This is a genomic window from Zhongshania aliphaticivorans, assembly GCF_902705855.1.
In the GTDB taxonomy this organism is placed as follows: Bacteria; Pseudomonadota; Gammaproteobacteria; order Pseudomonadales; family Spongiibacteraceae; genus Spongiibacter; species Spongiibacter aliphaticivorans_B.
In genome coordinates this window covers 624,825-642,736 of record NZ_CACSIJ010000001.1, presented here as the reverse complement: position 1 = coordinate 642,736, position 17,912 = coordinate 624,825, and the positions used below count along the sequence as shown (strand labels likewise).

Annotated in this window: 16 protein-coding genes; 9 read left to right on the top strand and 7 right to left on the bottom strand. The window is 49.2% G+C overall.

Features of this window, described 5'->3' with window-relative positions; translation table 11 throughout:
* Window positions 1-205: 205 nt before the first annotated feature.
* The 7 genes from GVJ32_RS02925 to map form a co-directional block, all read right to left on the bottom strand.
* Window positions 206-391 carry a PLDc N-terminal domain-containing protein gene (locus GVJ32_RS02925; protein ID WP_159238526.1) on the bottom strand — a complete coding sequence of 62 codons (186 nt, stop codon included), beginning with the start codon at window positions 389-391 and terminating at the stop codon, window positions 206-208.
* 150 nt (window positions 392-541) lie between these two features.
* A complete protein-coding gene (gene dapD / locus GVJ32_RS02920; protein WP_159238525.1) occupies window positions 542-1,576 on the bottom strand; it encodes a 2,3,4,5-tetrahydropyridine-2,6-dicarboxylate N-succinyltransferase in 1,035 nt (344 codons plus the stop codon).
* 21 nt (window positions 1,577-1,597) lie between these two features.
* Window positions 1,598-1,957 carry an ArsC family reductase gene (locus GVJ32_RS02915; RefSeq protein ID WP_159238524.1) on the bottom strand — a complete coding sequence of 120 codons (360 nt, stop codon included), beginning with the start codon at window positions 1,955-1,957 and terminating at the stop codon, window positions 1,598-1,600.
* 102 nt (window positions 1,958-2,059) lie between these two features.
* Window positions 2,060-2,713: an endonuclease III gene (gene nth, locus GVJ32_RS02910; RefSeq protein ID WP_159238523.1), complete on the bottom strand. Its 654-nt coding sequence runs from the start codon at window positions 2,711-2,713 to the stop codon at window positions 2,060-2,062.
* A complete protein-coding gene (gene dapC / locus GVJ32_RS02905) occupies window positions 2,714-3,931 on the bottom strand; it encodes a succinyldiaminopimelate transaminase (protein ID WP_159238522.1) in 1,218 nt (405 codons plus the stop codon).
* A complete protein-coding gene (glnD, locus tag GVJ32_RS02900; protein ID WP_159238521.1) occupies window positions 3,928-6,582 on the bottom strand; it encodes a [protein-PII] uridylyltransferase in 2,655 nt (884 codons plus the stop codon). Before glnD ends, dapC begins: the two co-directional genes overlap by 4 nt.
* Window positions 6,583-7,377, bottom strand: a complete 795-nt coding sequence (gene map, locus GVJ32_RS02895; protein ID WP_159238520.1) for a type I methionyl aminopeptidase — start codon at window positions 7,375-7,377, stop codon at window positions 6,583-6,585.
* 286 nt (window positions 7,378-7,663) lie between these two features.
* Between map and rpsB the strand changes: the two genes are divergently transcribed.
* The 9 genes from rpsB (at window position 7,664) to bamA (ending at window position 17,884) form a co-directional block, all read left to right on the top strand.
* Complete coding sequence (gene rpsB / locus GVJ32_RS02890) at window positions 7,664-8,410, top strand: 30S ribosomal protein S2 (RefSeq protein ID WP_159238519.1); 747 nt, start codon at window positions 7,664-7,666, stop codon at window positions 8,408-8,410.
* Between the two features lie 271 nt (window positions 8,411-8,681).
* Window positions 8,682-9,545: a translation elongation factor Ts gene (gene tsf, locus GVJ32_RS02885; protein WP_159238518.1), complete on the top strand. Its 864-nt coding sequence runs from the start codon at window positions 8,682-8,684 to the stop codon at window positions 9,543-9,545.
* Between the two features lie 92 nt (window positions 9,546-9,637).
* Window positions 9,638-10,399 carry a UMP kinase gene (pyrH, locus tag GVJ32_RS02880; RefSeq protein WP_159238517.1) on the top strand — a complete coding sequence of 254 codons (762 nt, stop codon included), beginning with the start codon at window positions 9,638-9,640 and terminating at the stop codon, window positions 10,397-10,399.
* On the top strand, window positions 10,389-10,946 hold the full coding sequence (gene frr / locus GVJ32_RS02875; RefSeq protein ID WP_159238516.1) for a ribosome recycling factor: 558 nt from the start codon (window positions 10,389-10,391) through the stop codon (window positions 10,944-10,946). Before pyrH ends, frr begins: the two co-directional genes overlap by 11 nt.
* 20 nt (window positions 10,947-10,966) lie before the next feature.
* A complete protein-coding gene (gene uppS, locus GVJ32_RS02870; protein WP_159238515.1) occupies window positions 10,967-11,725 on the top strand; it encodes a polyprenyl diphosphate synthase in 759 nt (252 codons plus the stop codon).
* Between the two features lie 12 nt (window positions 11,726-11,737).
* Window positions 11,738-12,586, top strand: coding sequence for a phosphatidate cytidylyltransferase (locus GVJ32_RS02865; RefSeq protein WP_159238514.1), 849 nt, complete (start codon window positions 11,738-11,740; stop codon window positions 12,584-12,586).
* Window positions 12,586-13,779 carry a 1-deoxy-D-xylulose-5-phosphate reductoisomerase gene (ispC, locus tag GVJ32_RS02860; protein ID WP_435808058.1) on the top strand — a complete coding sequence of 398 codons (1,194 nt, stop codon included), beginning with the start codon at window positions 12,586-12,588 and terminating at the stop codon, window positions 13,777-13,779. The genes GVJ32_RS02865 and ispC overlap by 1 nt, the downstream gene beginning before the upstream one ends.
* Before the next feature lie 76 nt (window positions 13,780-13,855).
* A complete protein-coding gene (gene rseP, locus GVJ32_RS02855; RefSeq protein ID WP_200841309.1) occupies window positions 13,856-15,205 on the top strand; it encodes an RIP metalloprotease RseP in 1,350 nt (449 codons plus the stop codon).
* Between the two features lie 90 nt (window positions 15,206-15,295).
* On the top strand, window positions 15,296-17,884 hold the full coding sequence (gene bamA / locus GVJ32_RS02850; protein ID WP_159238511.1) for an outer membrane protein assembly factor BamA: 2,589 nt from the start codon (window positions 15,296-15,298) through the stop codon (window positions 17,882-17,884).
* Window positions 17,885-17,912 lie beyond the last annotated feature (28 nt).

The following is a 17,912-nucleotide window of genomic DNA, read 5'->3' as shown; positions in this document are numbered from 1 at the left end:
TTTTTTTTGAGCGTGAGCACCGTGTTTTGTGTGAAATCAAACCGACGGCTGAGTGTGTTAAGTGTAGCGGCAGTTTATTGCTTATTGCTTACGTCTATCTCGCGGATTTGGTTTTGTGTGCTCGCGGGTGATGTTATTCAAGCCGTATTCACATTAACAACGCCGGCTTATGAATTAGTGTGCTGGCGTGCAAATAAGAAGGGGCTTAAGGCCGTTCGCGGGGGCCGGTAAACCACCAAATGACTAGACCAATAAAGGGGAGGAATAAAATGAGTACTATCCAAAGTAGCTTGGAAGTTGAGGTTTCGCGACTTTGCACAATATTGAGAATGGCCCAAATATCGGCAATAAAAATTAAAAAACCTAAGACGCCGCTAATGTGAAACTCCATATCACGCTCCTGAATAATTTGTTTCTTAGTCGTAAAAACAAGCTAAGGCGAGTTAATTGATTCAGTTTATAGAGTAGTAGAGGCGCGAGGAGTTCACCAGAAATGGCATTCCGCCCCGCGAAAACAGGGCAGAATCCGAGCAACAATGGCTTAGTTGTGGGCGTGTAGCATCTCGTTTAGCGCGATAGCGGATTTATTGGTTAATACCTCAATTGCACCGTTTTTAGAGTTGCGACGGAATAATAAATCAGATTGACCGGATAGTTCGCGGGCCTTGGTGGTGCCTGCCACGGCGCCATCAGCGTCGATCATACTTAGTACTGAGCCCGCGGTAATATACAAGCCCGCTTCGATGGTGCAGCGATCACCCAGCGGAATACCAACACCGGCGTTGGCGCCGATTAGGCACTCCTTGCCGACTGAAATAATAATGTTGTTGCCGCCAGACAGTGTGCCCATGGTAGAACAGCCACCACCAAGGTCAGAGCCGGAGCCAACCATGACGCCCGCAGAAATACGGCCTTCGATCATGCCAGGGCCTTCGGTGCCGGCGTTAAAGTTCACAAAACCCTCATGCATAATCGTGGTGCCTTCGCCGAGGTAAGCGCCTAGGCGTACCCGCGCGGTGTGAGCAATACGAACACCAGTAGGAACCACGTAGTTAGTCATTTTTGGGAATTTATCTACCGACATCACTTCTAGCATTTCGCCTTTTAGGCGGGCTTGTAGCTGGCGTTCAGCGAGCTCGCTGATATCAACAGCGCCTTGGTTTGTCCACGCGACGTTTGGCAGCGCGCCGAACAAGCCGCTTAAGTTGATACTGTGGGGTTTAACTAGGCGGTGAGAGAGCAGGTGAAGTTTTAAATATCCTTCAGGCACCGAGCCGGGTGCGTCGTCGCTGCTTAATAGGGTGACGACTAGGGCTTGGTTGCCGCTGGCGAGTTGCGCTGCAACTGTGGCTTGCGCGGTGTCAGTAGCCGAGATTGCGTCGGCAATTTGAGCCATTTGCTCATTGCTTACGGCAACGGCGGTATTCCCTTGTAGTGGGGCGATTACTGCTTGTACGGCGCTAAGCAGCTCGGCTGTTGGGTTTAGCAGCGGGCTTGGGTAGAAGGTGTCTAGCCATTCGCCTTTGCTGTTTTGAGTGCCAAGACCAAGACCGAATGCGAAAGATGTGTGAGTCATTGTTACGTCTCTTTAGATGATTTAAAGGGTGTGATGCGCGAATAGCGCTTGATAGTCGGCAGCTTTAAACCCGAGGTGCAGGGTGCTGCCAGTGTCGAGTAGGGGGCGCTTCATTAGCGTTGGGTGTTCTAGAAGTAGCGCGATAGCGCTTTCTGCGTTTAATGAATTGCGTTGTTCTATAGATAGTTGTTTCCACGTGGTACTGCGCTTATTGACTACGGCGTCGAGGCCGAGTTGATCCAGCCAATTTGTTAGCTGCTGGGCGCTGAGTGGGGTGTCGCGGACATCGTGGAATGCAAAATCAATGGTATGTTCTTCCAGCCAGCGTCTGGCGGCGCGAACGGTGTCGCAATTTTTAATGCCGTAGAGTGTTGTGCTCATGGGATTTCTCTTATTGCTAAAAATACTGCTGCTGGTACGGGCGAAAATTTAGCCGCTAAGGATAACAAATTCTCTGGCGTGGATCACGGCGTGGGGTAATGCTTAAGGTTTGAGAACCAATTTAGGCTTTCTTCTGCGGGGGTAGCAGGTGGTACAGATTTCACAAACCCGGCCATCGCAGCCTCTGGCGCTGCAGTACTCACGGCCATAAAAAATGATTTGCAGGTGCAGTGCGTTCCAATTTTCCTTGGGAAAAAGAGACTTTAGGTCTTTTTCGGTTTGCACCACATTCTTGCCGTTGGTTAATCCCCAGCGCTGGGCTAAGCGATGGATGTGGGTGTCTACTGGAAAAGCCGGCACGCCAAAGGCCTGCGCCATAACCACGCTGGCAGTTTTATGGCCAACGCCTGGAAGAGTTTCCAGTGCGGCCATATTTTGTGGAACGACGCCCTGATATTTTTCTACCAAAATTTCTGAAAGGCGTTTAATCGCGCTGGATTTTTGCGGCGACAAGCCGCAGGGCCGAATGATGGCGCGGATAATTTCGACGTTCTGCTTGGCCATGTCAAAGGGATTGTCGGCCAGTTCAAATAGCGCGGGGGTAATTTGATTAACCCGTACATCGGTGCATTGGGCGGAAAGTAATACCGCCACTAGTAAGGTGTAAGGATCTTTGTGATCCAGTGGTATCAGTTGTTCTGGGTATAGCTCCTGCAGGCGCTGAGCAATGTAGGCCGCACGTTCTTTCTTTAGCATTTAATGGCCTTGCTTGTTTGTTGAATGTGCGTTCAGGCTTTTTACATAGGCTTTAATGCGCCGTGCGCCTTCTGCGCACTGCTCGGGTTCTGCAACCAGTGCCATGCGCACATAATTTGCACCGGGGTTAAAGCCGTCGACTTCGCGGGATAAATAGCTGCCGGGTAGCACGGTGACGTGTTGCTGGGCAAATAAGCCGCGTGCAAATTCAGTGTCGGCAATTGGGGTTTTTGCCCATAAATAAAATGACGCATCCGGTTGGCTAACGTCGAGGCAGCCGTCGAGAATGCTTAGCACCTCGCTGAATTTTTCCCTGTAAAGGTCTCTATTCGCAATTACGTGGGCTTCGTCACTCCACGCCGCAATGCTGGCTAATTGATGCTGTATTGGCATGGCGCAGCCGTGGTAAGTGCGGTAGAGCAGAAAGTCTTTGAGAATTGCTGCATCGCCGGCGACAAAGCCAGAGCGTAAACCAGGAAGATTTGAGCGTTTCGATAAACTATGAAACACCACGCAGCGGTGGTAGTCATTGCGGCCGATTTCGGCGCAGGCCTGCAGCAATCCGAGCGGTGGATTGCTTTCGTCAAAATAAAGTTCTGAATAGCACTCGTCACTGGCAATGACAAAATCATACTGGTCGGCGAGGGTGATTAATTTCTGCAGTTGCGAGCGGGTTATGACTGCGCCGCTGGGGTTGCCCGGCGTACAAATGAACAGCAACTGACAGCGCTGCCATATCTCGCTACTCACGGTGTCAAAGTCGGGAATAAACCCATTTTCAGAACGACACGCTAAGAATTCGGGCTGCGCGCCAGCGAGCAGGGCGGCCCCTTCGTAAATTTGGTAAAACGGATTGGGGCTGCAGACTAGCGCGTTGGGGCTGGCGTTGATCACGGTTTGTGCAAAGGCAAATAAGGCTTCCCGTGTGCCGTTGACGGGGAGAACTTGAGTTTCGGCATCTAGCCCATTTAGCTGAAAACGTCGGCAAGCCCACTCTGAAATTGCCTGCCGCAGTTGGGGGATTCCCTTGGTGGTGGGGTAGTTGCTTAATTTGTCTAAGTTTTGCGTAATTGCGGCGCTCACAAACTCGGGGGATTGGTGTTTGGGTTCGCCGATGGATAGCGCAATGGGTGCAAGTGCCGGTGCAGTAATGCCTTTAAATAAAGCGTTTAACTTTTCGAAGGGGTAGGCTTGCAGTGAATTTAAGTGTTGATTCATAGGGCTATACTATTTGCTTTTTCATCGAGTTCGCGGCAGATCGCCTGTTGTATTTCTTCGCAAAGCTTGGCGTCGTCTATCGGGCGTTGATTTTCGTCAGTAATGAAAAACACATCCTCTACCCGTTCGCCGAGGGTGGCGATTTTGGCGTTCTGAAGTTGTATATGGTACTGGTTGAAAATACGCGCTAAACGCGCCAACAAGCCTGGGCGGTCTGGGGTGATTACTTCGAGTACGGTTTGCGCCTTGTTTAAATCTGTGGTCATGCTGGTTCGGGTTGGCGTTGAGAATAAACGCATTTGACGGGGAGTGCGGCGACTGACCGCTGAGAAGCGTTCAGGATGCTCAAGATGCTCGCGCATAAACTCGATAATATGGGCAATGCGGCTGGGGTTGTCGCCAATGGATTCACCGTCGGCACCTAATACGTAGAATGTGTCTAGGGTGTAGCCAGTGCCGCTATTGTAAATACGGGCGTCTTGAATACTCAGGTCGAGTTGCTCCATTGCCTCTGCGAGCAAGGCAAACAAGCCCACGCGAGCGCGGGTGTGCACGAAGATTTGGCTTACGCCTGCGTGGTCAAGCAGGCCGCCTTCTTTTACCAGTACAACGGTGGCATTGGCCTTGACGCGATTGGCGATGGCACGGGTGTGCCAAACGATGTCGTCAATTTGCTCGCGGATAAAATAGTCTTCGCCAGTGTCGGCCCAGAGCGCGCGAATTTCTGTCTCGGTGAAGCCGTAGTCTTCTAGCTTTTCTATGGCGCCGAGTTGGGTTTCGGCAATCCATTCTTGCTTGTCGATGGGGTTTTCTAAGCCACGGCGAAGAGCTCGGCGAGTTTCTGCGTAGAGTTGGCGCATTAAGGATGCGCGCCATGACGTCCACAGGGTGGGGTTGGTGGCGTTGATGTCTGCAACCGTAAGGCAGAATAGGTAGTCGAGGTGTTGGATGTCGCCCATGGTGAGGGCAAAGTCTCGAATAACCTCAGGGTCTTGGATGTCTTTGCGCTGGGATACCGATGACATTTCAAGGTGTTTTTCAACCAGCCATGCAACCAGATTGCCGTCGCGCTTGTTCAGACCTAGTTGTTCGCAAAACTCCCGCGCGTCTACGGCGCCCAAGCTTGAATGGTCGCCTCCGCGGCCCTTGGCAATGTCGTGGAATAAACCGGCCAAGTACAATAACTCTGGTTTGGGTAGGCGCTGCATAATTCTGCACGCCATAGGGTATTTTTCAACCATACTTGGATAGCGGAAGCGACTGATGTTTTTAATGAGTTCTAGGGTGTGTGCGTCGACCGAATAAATATGGAATAAGTCGTGCTGCATTTGGCCGACAATTCCCGCAAAGGCTGGAATGAATTTGTCGAGGATGCCAAAGCGTTTCATGCGCCGAAGATTAAGCGCTACCCGCTGTGGCGAGCGCAGAAGCTCCATAAAGTAACGCTTATTTTTAGGGTCAGCTCGGAAGCGGTTGTCAATTAAATGGTGAGATTTGCGGATGAGTCGAATCGTACTGGCGCGGACGCCATCAATGGCGTTATTGCTCGCCATTAGTACAAAAATCTCCATCAGCGCCGACGGTGTTTTATCGAACACTTTGGCGTTGCACACTTCTATATGGCCGTTGCGTACTCGGAAGCGGTTGTTAATTTCGAAGACGGTTTCTGCCTCGCAGGCGCGCAGAATAGTTTCGTCAAAATGCTGCATTAACACGTCGTTAAGTTCGCCAAGGTGCATAACCCAGCGGTAGTACTGCTGCATAAATTGCTCAACGGCGAGCTTGCCGTCGCCGTCGGTAAAGCCAAACTGCTCTGCTAGCGTGCGCTGATGGTCAAAGAGCAGGCGGTCTTCCTCGCGGCCTGCTAATAAGTGCAGTGCGAAACGCATTTTCCATAAAAAATCTTGGCCTTCTTTTAATGTGTCCAGTTCTTCTTTGCTAAGGAATTGGCGTTCGGCTAACTCGTCAATAGATTGGGCGCCAAAATGGCGCTTAACCACCCAGCCAATCATTTGAATGTCGCGCAGGCCGCCGGGCGAGCTCTTAACATTGGGCTCTAGATTGTATTCAGAGTTGGCGAATTTGCGGTGGCGAGATATTTGCTCGTCCCACTTTGCACGGAAAAAGTCGCTGCTTGGCCAAATGTTCTCAGGGCCAACCTTGGTCATTAACTCGCTGTGTAAGGTGGGGTTGCCCGCCAAGGTGCGGGATTCCATTAAATTGGTGGCAACGGTAATGTCGTCTGCGGCGGTTTGAGTGCACTCGCTAAGGCTGCGAACACTGTGACCGATTTCTAAATTGATATCCCAGAGCAGGGTAATTAGGTTTTCGATATTTTCCCGGTAGTCGTGGCCGTTATCGCTGGTCAAAATTAGTAGGTCGATATCTGAGTAGGGGTGTAATTCCCCTCGGCCGTAGCCACCAACGGCGATTAAGGCGATATCGTCGCCCCATTGATAGCTTTGCCAAATGCCCTGTAATAATTCGTCGATGCGTTTTGAGCGCAATGTGACCAAGGTGTGAATATCTTCGTCGGCTTCAAAGCGCGCCTTTAGATCAGACGCCAGCGTTTTGAGGTAGTTTTTGTAGGTCTTTATCGACTGCCCGGGCTGGGGCAGCGCATGGATATCCGGTAATGCAGCTTGACTCATTTATAGCTCTCGGTAAAAAGGTTCGTCTGGGCGAGCAGTGAGAACTTCGACGCCGTCTGCGGTTACCGCCATGGTGTGTTCCCATTGTGCGGACAGGCGGCGGTCGCGGGTGGTGACCGTCCAGCCATCTTTGGTGTTGAGCTTGGTTTGCTTTTTACCGGCGTTGATCATGGGTTCTATTGTGAAGGTCATGCCTTCTTTTAATACCAAATCGTTACGACGGTTATAACCTTCTCCATAGTGAAGAACCTGAGGGTCTTCGTGGAAAACTAGGCCGATGCCATGACCACAGTATTCTTCTACGACACTGTAGTGTTTGCCTCGAGCGTGTTTGGCGATTACTGTGCCAATTTCGCTTAGCGTACAACCCGGTTTAACCAGTGCGATGGCCTGATATAAGCATTCTTGGGTAACTTCACATAGGCGTTTGGCGTGCTCAGGGACATTGCCAACGTAATACATGCGGTTGGTGTCGCCGTGCCAGCCATCTTTTATGACGGTCACATCGATATTTAGAATGTCGCCATCTTTCAGTATCTTCTTGTCAGACGGAATGCCGTGGCAAATTACCTCATTAACGGAGGTGCAAACCGACTTTGGGAAGCCGTTGTAGTTTAGCGGCGCGGGGATGGCGTTTTGCACGTCTACTATATAGTCATGACAAATCTTATCTAGCTCGCCTGTGCTGATGCCTGGCTTTACATACGGGGTGATCATCTCAAGAACGTCGGCGGCGAGTCGGCCGGCGATGCGCATGGCGGCAATTTGTTCTGGTGTTTTAATACTTACATTCATAGGGCTATACCGGTGTGCGGCTTCGTCTGGCGATTCAAAGCCGACTATTGTAAACCATCGCTTTATGGGTAGCGAAGGCATCGCAGAATTTTAGCGTCAAAAGTCGTTTCTACTTTATGTGATTAGGGCACTGTGGTATAAATACGCGCCCCAATAATGGCTCGAGCTATTATTGGATTAATGACGCGCAGGAATCGGCACGTAATCCCGGGTGCTTCAACGAGAGTTGGGGTTGGGTTATGGGGTCTCTGCAAGTTTGTAACCCGATGTTTATTAAGGAAATATCATGTCTCATATCAGTATGCGTGAAATGCTGCAAGCCGGCGTTCACTTTGGTCACCAGACTCGTTACTGGAATCCAAAAATGGCTCCTTTCATTTTTGGTGCGCGTAACAAGATCCACATTATTAACCTCGAGCACACTGTTCCAGCAATGAACAATGCGCTTGACGCCATTGCTAAAATGGCAGCAAACAAGAACAAAATCTTGTTTGTTGGCACTAAGCGTGCTGCAAGCAAGATTATTGGCGAGCAAGCTGCCCGTGCCGGTATGCCTTTTGTAAGCCATCGTTGGTTGGGCGGCATGCTCACTAACTACAAAACTATTCGTCAATCAGTGCGTCGTCTGCGTGAACTTGAAGCGCAAAGCCTAGACGGTACATTTGATAAGTTAACTAAAAAAGAAGCGCTGATGCGTCGTCGCGATATGGAGAAGCTAGAGCGCTCTATTGGCGGTATTAAAGACATGTCTGGCCTGCCTGATGCGTTGTTTGTTATCGACGTAGATCATGAGCGTATTGCTATTCAAGAAGCCAATAAACTGGGTATTCCAGTATTCGGTATTGTTGATACCAACAGCAACCCAGATGGCGTAGATTTTGTTATTCCAGGTAACGATGATGCGATTCGTGCAATTAAATTGTATGTAACTGCCGTTGCCGATGTTGCTATTAACGCTGCGGCAAACGATGTTGTTGCTAAAGATGAGTTTGTTGAAGTAGCTGCACCAGAAGGCGAAAGCGCCGCCGAGTAATTTGGCCGCCAAGCAGTCTGCGAAAGGGGGCACGGCCCCCTTTTTTTGGATATTGACTGAGCAGATGCATTATTTTCGTGTCTGATCTCAAACTTGAATTAACACACTTAAGGAGGCTATGGATAAGTAGGGTATTTCTACTCTGATCACATGGTGTCGCGCAAGAATTGCAGTTAACGTTTAGTAGCTAGGGTTCGCGCACGAAGCTGTGGTAAAAGGGGAAATAGACACTTGTGCAGAAGCGCCTTGATGTAATTAAGAGGATTTTAGGATGGCTGTAACAGCATCAATGGTTAAAGAACTACGTGATCGTACTGGCCTTGGCATGATGGAGTGCAAAAAAGCACTGAACGATGCAAACGGCGACATCGATTTGGCAATTGAAGAAATGCGTAAGTCTAGCGGCATGAAGGCGGCTAAAAAAGCAGGCCGTACTGCTGCTGATGGCGTTGTTAGCACTAAAGTTGCCGAAGACGGTAGCTACGGTGTGGTTGTTGAGGTGAATAGCGAGACTGACTTCGCTGCGCGCGAGCCTGGTTTCCTTGCCTTTGCGGCATTGGTAACTGACAAAGTTTTTGCCAGCAAAGAAACTGATATTGCTGTGTTAATGGCTGGCGAGTTGGAAGCTGCGCGTGAGGCGCTGGTTCAGAAAATTGGCGAGAACATCGGTGTACGTCGTGCGCTGGTAGTCACGGCTGAAGGCGGCGTGATTGATAGCTATGTGCATTCTAATAACCGCATTGCGGTATTGGTTGCGCTAAAAGGCGGTGACGCTGAGTTGGCTCGTGATGTTGCGATGCACGTTGCGGCAACTAATCCACGTGTTGCTAAATCTGCAGATATGCCTGAAGAAGAGATCGTAAAAGAGCGTGAAATCTTCACTGCCCAAGCGGCAGAAAGCGGCAAACCAGCTGAAATCATCGAGAAAATGATTGATGGTCGGATTCGCAAGTTCCTGTCAGAGAACTCGCTGGTTGATCAGGCGTTTGTTAAAGACCCTGAGCTGACTGTGGGTAAATTGCTGAAAAACGGCAATGCCGATATTCAAGAGTTTATCCGCTTTGAAGTGGGTGAAGGTATCGAGAAAGAAGAAGTAGACTTTGCCGCCGAGGTGGCTGCTCAGCTGAAAGGCTAAGCCACTAAGTTAGCGGGGCCTGAGGGCCCCGCTTTACTTTAGGCGATATGCAGGTGTCTTTAAAATATCGTGTAATGTGGTGAGGTAAGAGAATGTCTAGCCAAAGTCGGGATAAGAAATACAAGCGTATACTGCTTAAGTTAAGTGGTGAGGCTTTGATGGGAAGCCTAGGATTTGGTATAGATCCTAAGGTGCTGGACCGCATGGCGCTTGAGGTCGGTCAGTTGGTTGGCATTGGCGTGCAGGTTGGTTTGGTTGTTGGCGGCGGTAATTTATTCCGTGGCGCAGCATTGCAAACAGCAGGCTTAGATCGCGTTACTGGCGATCATATGGGCATGTTGGCGACTGTGATGAATGCCTTGGCGCTTCGTGATGCGCTAGAGCGTAGTAATATAAAATCTTCAGTGATGTCTGCAATTCCCATGAGTGGCGTTGTTGATCACTATGATCGCCGGAAGGCGATTCGTTTGTTGTCACGTGGTGAGGTCGTTATTTTTGCTGCGGGCACAGGCAATCCGTTTTTTACAACCGACTCTGCGGCGTGTTTACGCGGTATTGAGGTTGACGCGGACTTGGTATTAAAAGCAACGAAGGTAGATGGTGTTTACAGTGCAGATCCGATGCGCGATCCCGGTGCCGTTAAGTACGATTATCTCAGCTATGATGAAGTACTAGATAAAAAGCTCGAAGTTATGGATTTGACGGCGATCTGTTTGTGCCGCGATCACAATATGCCGCTGCGGGTGTTTGCAATGGAGCAGCAGGGCGCTTTGTTAAATATTGTAGTGGGTGGCGAAGAGGGCACTTTAATTGGCGCCGCTGCCGCACGTGAGGAGAAGCACCGTGATAAATGATTTAAAGGAAGACGCTAAGCAGCGTATGGCTAAGACCATTGAGGCTTTAGGCACTAATTTCAATAAAATTCGTACCGGTCGTGCTCACCCTAGCTTGCTAGATGGCTTGCGGGTGTCTTATTACGGTACTGACACGCCGTTGTCGCAATTGGCGAATATTGGTGTTGAAGATGCAAGAACGCTGACGGTAACGCCTTGGGAAAAGAATATTGTTCCCGATGTGGAAAAAGCCATCATGAAGTCTGATTTGGGTCTTAATCCTAGCTCTGCAGGCAGCGTAATTCGCATTCCGATGCCTATGCTGACGGAAGAAACACGCAAGGGCTATATCAAACAAGCTCGGCAAGAAGCGGAAAGTGCGCGGGTATCAATTCGTAATGCACGTCGTGATGTACTGTCTGATTTGAAAGATTTGTTGAAAGAGAAAGAGATCAGCGAAGACGAAGAGCGGCGCGCGCAGGACGAGGTGCAAAAGATCACCGATCAGTATATTGCTGAAGTTGATAAATCGCTGGTGACGAAAGAAGCCGACCTGATGGAAATTTGACGGCGAGCTGACGAGCTTCAATGGCAGTAACAACGCGGGAGTCCGCGCCTAATAGTGTTCCTCGGCATGTTGCCATCATTATGGATGGCAACAATCGCTGGGCTAGGCAGCAAGGTTTAAAATCCTCCGCTGGCCACCGTGCTGGCGTTGAAGTTATACGTCCTCTGTTAAAGCAAACTCGAGAGCGTGGCGTTGAAATTGTCACCCTATTCGCGTTTTCCAGCGAAAATTGGCAGCGCCCGACACTCGAAGTTCAAGCCCTCATGCGGTTATTTTCGAGCTATCTTGATAGTGAAACCAAGCAATTGCACGCTGATGGTGTGCGTATGCGCTTTATTGGTGAGCGTAGCCAGTTTTCGTCTGCCCTGCGTAAGCAAATGGACTATAGCGAGCAATTGACACGATTTAACCGCGATACCCAGTTAGTTATTGCGGTTGATTATGGCGGGCAGTGGGATATTGTTAGTGCAGCGAGGGTGCTCGCAGAAAAAGTTAAGGCGGGGGAGCTAAGCAGCGACGAGTTCACGGTGGAGTTGTTTGATAGTCACCTTGCCCTTGCTGATGTCCCTAAGCCTGATCTTTGTATACGTACAGCAGGGGAGCAGCGGATTAGTAATTTCTTGTTGTGGCAACTCGCCTATAGTGAATTGTATTTTACAGATTGTTTCTGGCCGGATTTTAATGGCCAAGAGTTAGATAAGGCGCTCGACGCCTATGCGCATCGAGATCGCCGGTTTGGCGGCAGAGAAAATGATAATAATGGCGAAGCGCCAGATTAGGGGAGTCAGTTTATGTTGAAGCAGCGAATCATCACTGCGGTGGTGATTGTTTTGGCCCTATTGGCTGCGCTTGCCTACCTATCTATGCCTGTTTTGTCGGTGGTATTTGGTTTTATTGTCTTACTAGGCGCCTGGGAGTGGTCAGACCTTAGTGGCTTTTCTAGCAAAGTCTCACGCTTTACCTATGTGCTGGTGTGCGCAGCATTAATGGTGGCAGCGGCCTGGAAAACAAATCTGTTTGTCGATGTTGATCAGTCTGAAGTGAAAGAAATTGTGATAGCGGCGAGTCTCTGGTGGGCTATTGCCTTGCTGTGGGTTAAGTCCTATCCCCTGAGTGCTGGGCTTTGGGGGTCGCTGTGGATGCGGGGATTAATCGGTTTGTTGGTGTTGGTGCCAGCGTGGTTGGCGCTATGTTATTTGCGCAGCTTGGACGGTGGTGTTTGGTTTATTTTGTCGGTTATTGCCCTTGTTGCTTCGGCAGACATCGGTGCATATTTTGTTGGCCGTGCTTTTGGTAAGGCCAAGCTTGCTCCAGCGGTAAGTCCTGGAAAGTCGTGGGCCGGATTTTGGGGTGGTTTGACGACGACGGTTTTGCTGTCGGCGTTGTTGTGGGTTTTATTAGCAAAGATGTCGCCTGACGCGATTCCGACCGGTTTAGTGCCATTACTTTGTCTTGTCACGGTTACGGTGTTGGCCTCGGTGCTGGGAGATTTATTGGAAAGCATGGTTAAGCGTCATCGCGGTATTAAAGACAGTGGGCAACTTCTACCTGGGCATGGCGGTATTATGGATCGTATAGATAGCATTACTGCTGCGGCGCCGGTATTTGCGTTAGGTTTGATGGCAACAGGATGGGTGTAATGCAGTCGGTAACTGTGTTGGGCTCTACTGGCTCGGTTGGCGCTAGTACCTTGGATGTATTGGCTCGTCACCCTGACCGATATAGTGTTTATGCCTTGACTGCAAATCACAGTGTGGATGTTTTATTTGCGCAAGTTGAAATGTTTTCACCACGGTACGCGGTATTAGCAGACGCCACACTTACGCAAGCGTTCGCTGCTCGGCTCGCTGGCGCCGGCCTTAGCACTGAGGTCTTGAGTGGCGAAGCAGGCTTGTGTGCGGTTGCGCGCGAGGCAGATGTCACTATGGCGGCGATTGTTGGTGCTGCTGGTTTGGTGCCGACAATGGCGGCGGTTGAGGCAGGTAAAAAAGTCCTGTTAGCCAATAAAGAAGCCTTGGTTATGGCGGGGCCACTATTTATGGATGCTGTCGAGCGTCATGGCGCGACGTTATTGCCGATAGACAGCGAGCATAATGCGATATTTCAATGCCTGCCAAGCCGAAGTCAGACTGATGGGCGAGCGGAAAATCCATTTTCTAATGGTGTTCAGCGTATTTTGTTAACCGGCTCGGGTGGGCCTTTTCGAACAACGCCACTGGAAGATTTACGCAGTGTGAGTCCTGATCAGGCTTGCGCGCACCCCAATTGGTCTATGGGGCGTAAAATTTCGGTCGATTCAGCGACCATGATGAACAAGGGTTTGGAGCTAATTGAAGCTTGCTGGCTTTTTCATACCGACGCATCAAAAATTGATATTATTGTTCATCCGCAGAGTGTTATTCACTCTATGGTTGAGTATATTGACGGCTCAGTATTGGCGCAGCTTGGTAATCCCGACATGCGTACGCCTATCGCCCATGCTTTGGCTTGGCCGGAGCGTATAGCCTCAGGTGTTGGTGGTTTGGATATTATTACTCAGGCGCGCTTGGATTTTGAGGCGCCAGACGAGCAGCGTTTCCCCTGTTTACGGCTTGCGCGCGAGGCGGCGATCAGAGGTGGGACAGCGCCAGCGGTATTGAACGCCGCAAATGAGTTGGCGGTAGAGGCATTTTTAGACGGTCGCTTGAGCTTTATCCATATAGCGGTGGTGATCGAAGAAGTAATGCTCAAGGTGGCGATAGTTGAACCGCAATCGTTAGCGGATGTCCAACATGCGGATAATAAATCTCGACGTTGCGCGATGGAAATAATTTCCCATAAAACATCGACTTAATGAATTTTAAAAGGCTTTTGAGTGGTCGCTATTTACTAGACTGCTTGGCGCGATAGGGCAAACAAACGTGCTAGATATGTTGCAAACAATTGTGGTGACACTGCTAACCCTCGCTATTTTGGTGGCGGTGCATGAATTCGGCCATTTTTGGGTTGCGAGGCGTTGTGGCGTCAAGGTTTTGCGTTTTTCGATTGGCTTCGGCAAGCCCTTGCTGTCGTGGTCTGATCGCAGTGGAACTGAGTACGTCGTAGCCGGAATCCCCTTGGGTGGCTACGTTAAAATGCTAGACGAGCGTGAAGGCCCTGTTCCTGATGAGTTAGTTGAGCAGACATTTAACCGCGCATCACCTCGTTCGCGCATTGCCATTGCGGCGGCTGGGCCGTTGGCAAATATCGTTTTGGCGGTGTTTGTTTATTGGTTGGTTTTTCTGAATGGCGTCAGCGGTGTTGCTCCTGTTGTTTCGAAGGTTGAGGTTGGGTCTTTGGCCGAGCAGGCTGGTATCAGCGCCGGGCAAGAGTTTCTCTCGGTCGATGGTGAGCCTACACCAACGTGGGAAGCCTTACAGATGCAGCTTTTAGAGCGTATAGGCGAAAATGGTGAAGTCCATTTCGCGATGCGTTCCGCGGATTCTGACATTGTTACAGAAAATATCGTGACCTTGAGCGATTGGATGCATGATATTGAGGAGCCGAATCCGGTTCGTGAGCTAGGTGTTACCTTGTTTGTGCCTGAAGTGGTGCCAAAAATAGAAACAGTGGTAGTCGACAGTCCTGCGGAACACGGTGGTATGCGGGCCGGAGACTTAGTCGTAGCGGCCGATGGTCAGTCTATGATCACGTGGCAGGGGTGGGTGGAATATGTTCGCCAGCGGCCGGAAGAATCGGTGTCAGTGACGGTCGAACGCGATAATCGGCAGCTTATTTTAAACATTACTCCTGAGCGTAAGTTAGACGATGAATCGCATGCTTATGGCTATGTTGGAGTGGGTGTTGCTATGCCGGCATGGCCTGAGGCAATGCAGCGAACCATGCAATATGGTGTGGTTGGTGCAGCCGTCGCCGCAGTTGACAAAACGTGGAAAATGAGCGCCTTCACCTTATCCTCAATTAAAAAGATGTTGATGGGCTTGTTATCACCGAAAAACTTGAGTGGGCCGATAACCATTGCTAAAGTGGCGAGCTCTTCGGTGCAGTACGGATTTTTTGCTTGGCTGACGTTTTTGGCATTGTTGAGTATCAGCTTAGCGGTTTTGAACTTATTACCGATTCCAGTATTAGACGGCGGGCATATTGTCTACGCTCTGGTAGAGTGGGTGACCGGTAAGCCTGTGGCAGAACAGGTGCAAGTCTGGGCTAATCAGCTGGGCTTGGTGTTAGTAGTATTTGTGATGATTTTTGCTTTATATAACGATGTGTTGCGCCTTTAGTCTTTAAGATAATGCAATGCTTTTAATCTTACACAGTGGCAACGTCGGTTTAATTTGGCGTCGGCCCAGAGCCTTGGTTTTTAGCTGTTGATGAAACGCTTTTTAGCTCTTAGTTTTTTTCTGTTGTCGTTGAGCATGCACGCTCTCGGCCAAAATTCACTGCCGATCTCAGATGTTCGCGTAGAAGGTTTGCAGCGTATATCGTCTGAAACGGTGTTTTCTGCACTGCCGATAAGTATTGGTGACCCCGTGAGTAGTCGCTCTGTGGCCAATGCATCTAAGGCTTTGTTTGGCACAGGCAACTTTGACGACATTCAAATTGGTATGGATGGCGACGTTCTTGTCGTACGTGTGGTTGAGCGACCCGCAATTAGTGCTATCAATCTGGAAGGCAATAAGGCCTTGGCGACAGAAGCACTGCTTGATGGTTTGAAAAATGCCGGCTTGGCCGAAGGGCAGGTGTTTAAGCGCTCGACCCTTGATGGCATGAAGATGGAGCTGACTCGACAATACGTGTCGCAGGGCCGTTATGACGCGAGTATTGAAACAGATGTTGTGGCAGAGCCTCGCAACCGCGTGTCAATTAGCATCAATATTGACGAAGGCAGTAACGCGACGATTGAGCACATCAATATTGTAGGTAATACCGTCTACGACGACGACACACTGCTGGATTTGTTCGAGCTAAAAACCGGCGGATTCTTTTCTTTCTTTAGCAGCAGTAATAAATATTCGCGAGAAAAGCTAAAGGGCGATCTCGAAAAACTAAATTCCTACTACCTTGATCGCGGTTATCTTCTGTTTAACGCCGACTCTGTTCAGGTTGCGATTAGTCCAAATCGCCAATCGGTTTACATTACGGTGAACGTCATTGAAGGTGATAAATACACCGTGAGTAATGCTGAGTTGTCAGGCGATTTAGTATTGCCAGAAGATGACTTAAAGCGCTTTGTATTGGTACAGAAAGGGCAGGTGTTTTCTCAGGCATTGGTAACCAGCACGGAAGAGTTTCTTACTAAGCGATTAGGCAACGAAGGTTACAACTTCGCGAAAGTCCGTGGAATTCCAGAGCGTAATGAAGAAGATAAAACAGTAGACCTAAAATTCTTTATTGATCCGGGCAAGCGTACTTACGTGCGTCGTATAGACTTTGAAGGCAATGCACGGACGTCGGACGAAGTGCTACGTCGTGAAATGCGCCAGATTGAAAGTGCGCCAGCGTCTGCGGATAAAATTGAATTATCTCGAATTCGTTTAGAGCGCCTAGGCTTTTTTAAAGAGGCTAAGGTCGATACCTTAGAGGTGCCCGGCACTGACGACCTTATTGACTTACGCTACTCAGTTGAAGAACAAAGCTCAGGTAGTTTAGGCGCCAGCGTAGGTTTCTCGCAGGATAGCGGTTTATTATTAAGCGCTAATATTCAGCAGAACAACTTTTTTGGTACGGGTAAGCAGGTTGGCTTTGGTGTGTCGCGCAGCGATTTTGCAACCAGTGCTAATTTCAGTTACCTAGATCCTTATTTTACTGAAGATGGTGTAAGCAGAGGCTTTTCTGTTTTTTATCGCACCACTGACTACGAAGAAATTAACGTCGCTAGTTATACTTCTGATACCTATGGTACAAGTGTCAACTTTGGGTACCCAATATCAGAAACAGAGCGATTGGGTTTCGATCTTGGTTTTAACAGAACGACCATCGACGCTGGCGTTAGTGCGGTAAAAGAAATCAAAAGTAGCCCGCGGATATTAGATGCCATTGATAACTATTTTATTAGTCGCATTGACCCAGCAACGGGTGCTTATACTGCGGCAGAAGTGCTAGAAGATATCAGCAATTTACCCACAACGGCTTTGGTGGATAGTGGCGAAGAAGGCTTTTTAGATAAATACGGCGAAGAGTTTAATAACTTTACAGCGGGTATTTCGTGGCGCCAATCTACGTTAAACAGAGGTTTATTGGCTACGCGTGGTGCTTCTCAGTCGCTATCGTTAGAGGTTGCTGTTCCTGGCTCAGACCTTGAGTACTATAAATTAGGTTATGAAGGGCAGGTTTATATTCCCATCAGCAATAGCTTTACGCTAAGAGTTAGAACAGAGCTTGGGTATGGCGACGGTTATGGTGAGCTTGAAAACTTACCCTTCTACGAAAACTTTTATGCTGGTGGTTTTGGGTCGGTGCGGGGGTATAAGAGTAATACCTTAGGTCCGCGCAGTTCTAATGCAGATATTTATCGGATTAGTCAGGCTGCGACTGCAATAGATGCATCGGGTAATGCCTTGGCATTATCAGCACAAGGAGCTTACGTTTTAGATCCAGTGACTGGTCAGCTGGTGGTTGATAGCGCCAATTCCTTTAGTCGTGATCCTGATCCATTTGGCGGCAACGTATTAGTCGAAGGAAGTATAGAATTATTATTCCCATTACCCTTTGTTAAAGATCAGCGCTCAGTGCGTAGTGGTTTCTTTTTTGATGCAGGTAATGTGTTCAGCACGGAGTGTGGCGCTACGCAGATTAACTGCTCTACTCCAGAGTTTTCTAATTTACGCCTATCCGTTGGCGTTGGTGCGACATGGATTACTGGTTTTGGGCCGTTAACGTTTAGCCTCGGTCGAGCGTTGAATGATGAAAAGGTGGATGAAACCGAGATTTTCCAATTCTCATTAGGACGTAGTTTCTAATTTAATATTTAATTTAGTGGCACAATAA

Excerpts from the sequence above, each read along its gene's own strand:
- GVJ32_RS02925 (WP_159238526.1), bottom strand. The coding sequence starts at position 391 with ATGGAGTTTCACATTAGCGGCGTCTTAGGTTTTTTAATTTTTATTGCC.
- dapD (WP_159238525.1), bottom strand. The coding sequence starts at position 1,576 with ATGACTCACACATCTTTCGCATTCGGTCTTGGTCTTGGCACTCAAAAC.
- GVJ32_RS02915 (WP_159238524.1), bottom strand. The coding sequence starts at position 1,957 with ATGAGCACAACACTCTACGGCATTAAAAATTGCGACACCGTTCGCGCC.
- nth (WP_159238523.1), bottom strand. The coding sequence starts at position 2,713 with ATGCTAAAGAAAGAACGTGCGGCCTACATTGCTCAGCGCCTGCAGGAG.
- dapC (WP_159238522.1), bottom strand. The coding sequence starts at position 3,931 with ATGAATCAACACTTAAATTCACTGCAAGCCTACCCCTTCGAAAAGTTA.
- glnD (WP_159238521.1), bottom strand. The coding sequence starts at position 6,582 with ATGAGTCAAGCTGCATTACCGGATATCCATGCGCTGCCCCAGCCCGGG.
- map (WP_159238520.1), bottom strand. The coding sequence starts at position 7,377 with ATGAATGTAAGTATTAAAACACCAGAACAAATTGCCGCCATGCGCATC.
- rpsB (WP_159238519.1), top strand. The coding sequence starts at position 7,664 with ATGTCTCATATCAGTATGCGTGAAATGCTGCAAGCCGGCGTTCACTTT.
- tsf (WP_159238518.1), top strand. The coding sequence starts at position 8,682 with ATGGCTGTAACAGCATCAATGGTTAAAGAACTACGTGATCGTACTGGC.
- pyrH (WP_159238517.1), top strand. The coding sequence starts at position 9,638 with ATGTCTAGCCAAAGTCGGGATAAGAAATACAAGCGTATACTGCTTAAG.
- uppS (WP_159238515.1), top strand. The coding sequence starts at position 10,967 with ATGGCAGTAACAACGCGGGAGTCCGCGCCTAATAGTGTTCCTCGGCAT.
- GVJ32_RS02865 (WP_159238514.1), top strand. The coding sequence starts at position 11,738 with ATGTTGAAGCAGCGAATCATCACTGCGGTGGTGATTGTTTTGGCCCTA.
- ispC (WP_435808058.1), top strand. The coding sequence starts at position 12,586 with ATGCAGTCGGTAACTGTGTTGGGCTCTACTGGCTCGGTTGGCGCTAGT.
- rseP (WP_200841309.1), top strand. The coding sequence starts at position 13,856 with ATGTTGCAAACAATTGTGGTGACACTGCTAACCCTCGCTATTTTGGTG.
- bamA (WP_159238511.1), top strand. The coding sequence starts at position 15,296 with ATGAAACGCTTTTTAGCTCTTAGTTTTTTTCTGTTGTCGTTGAGCATG.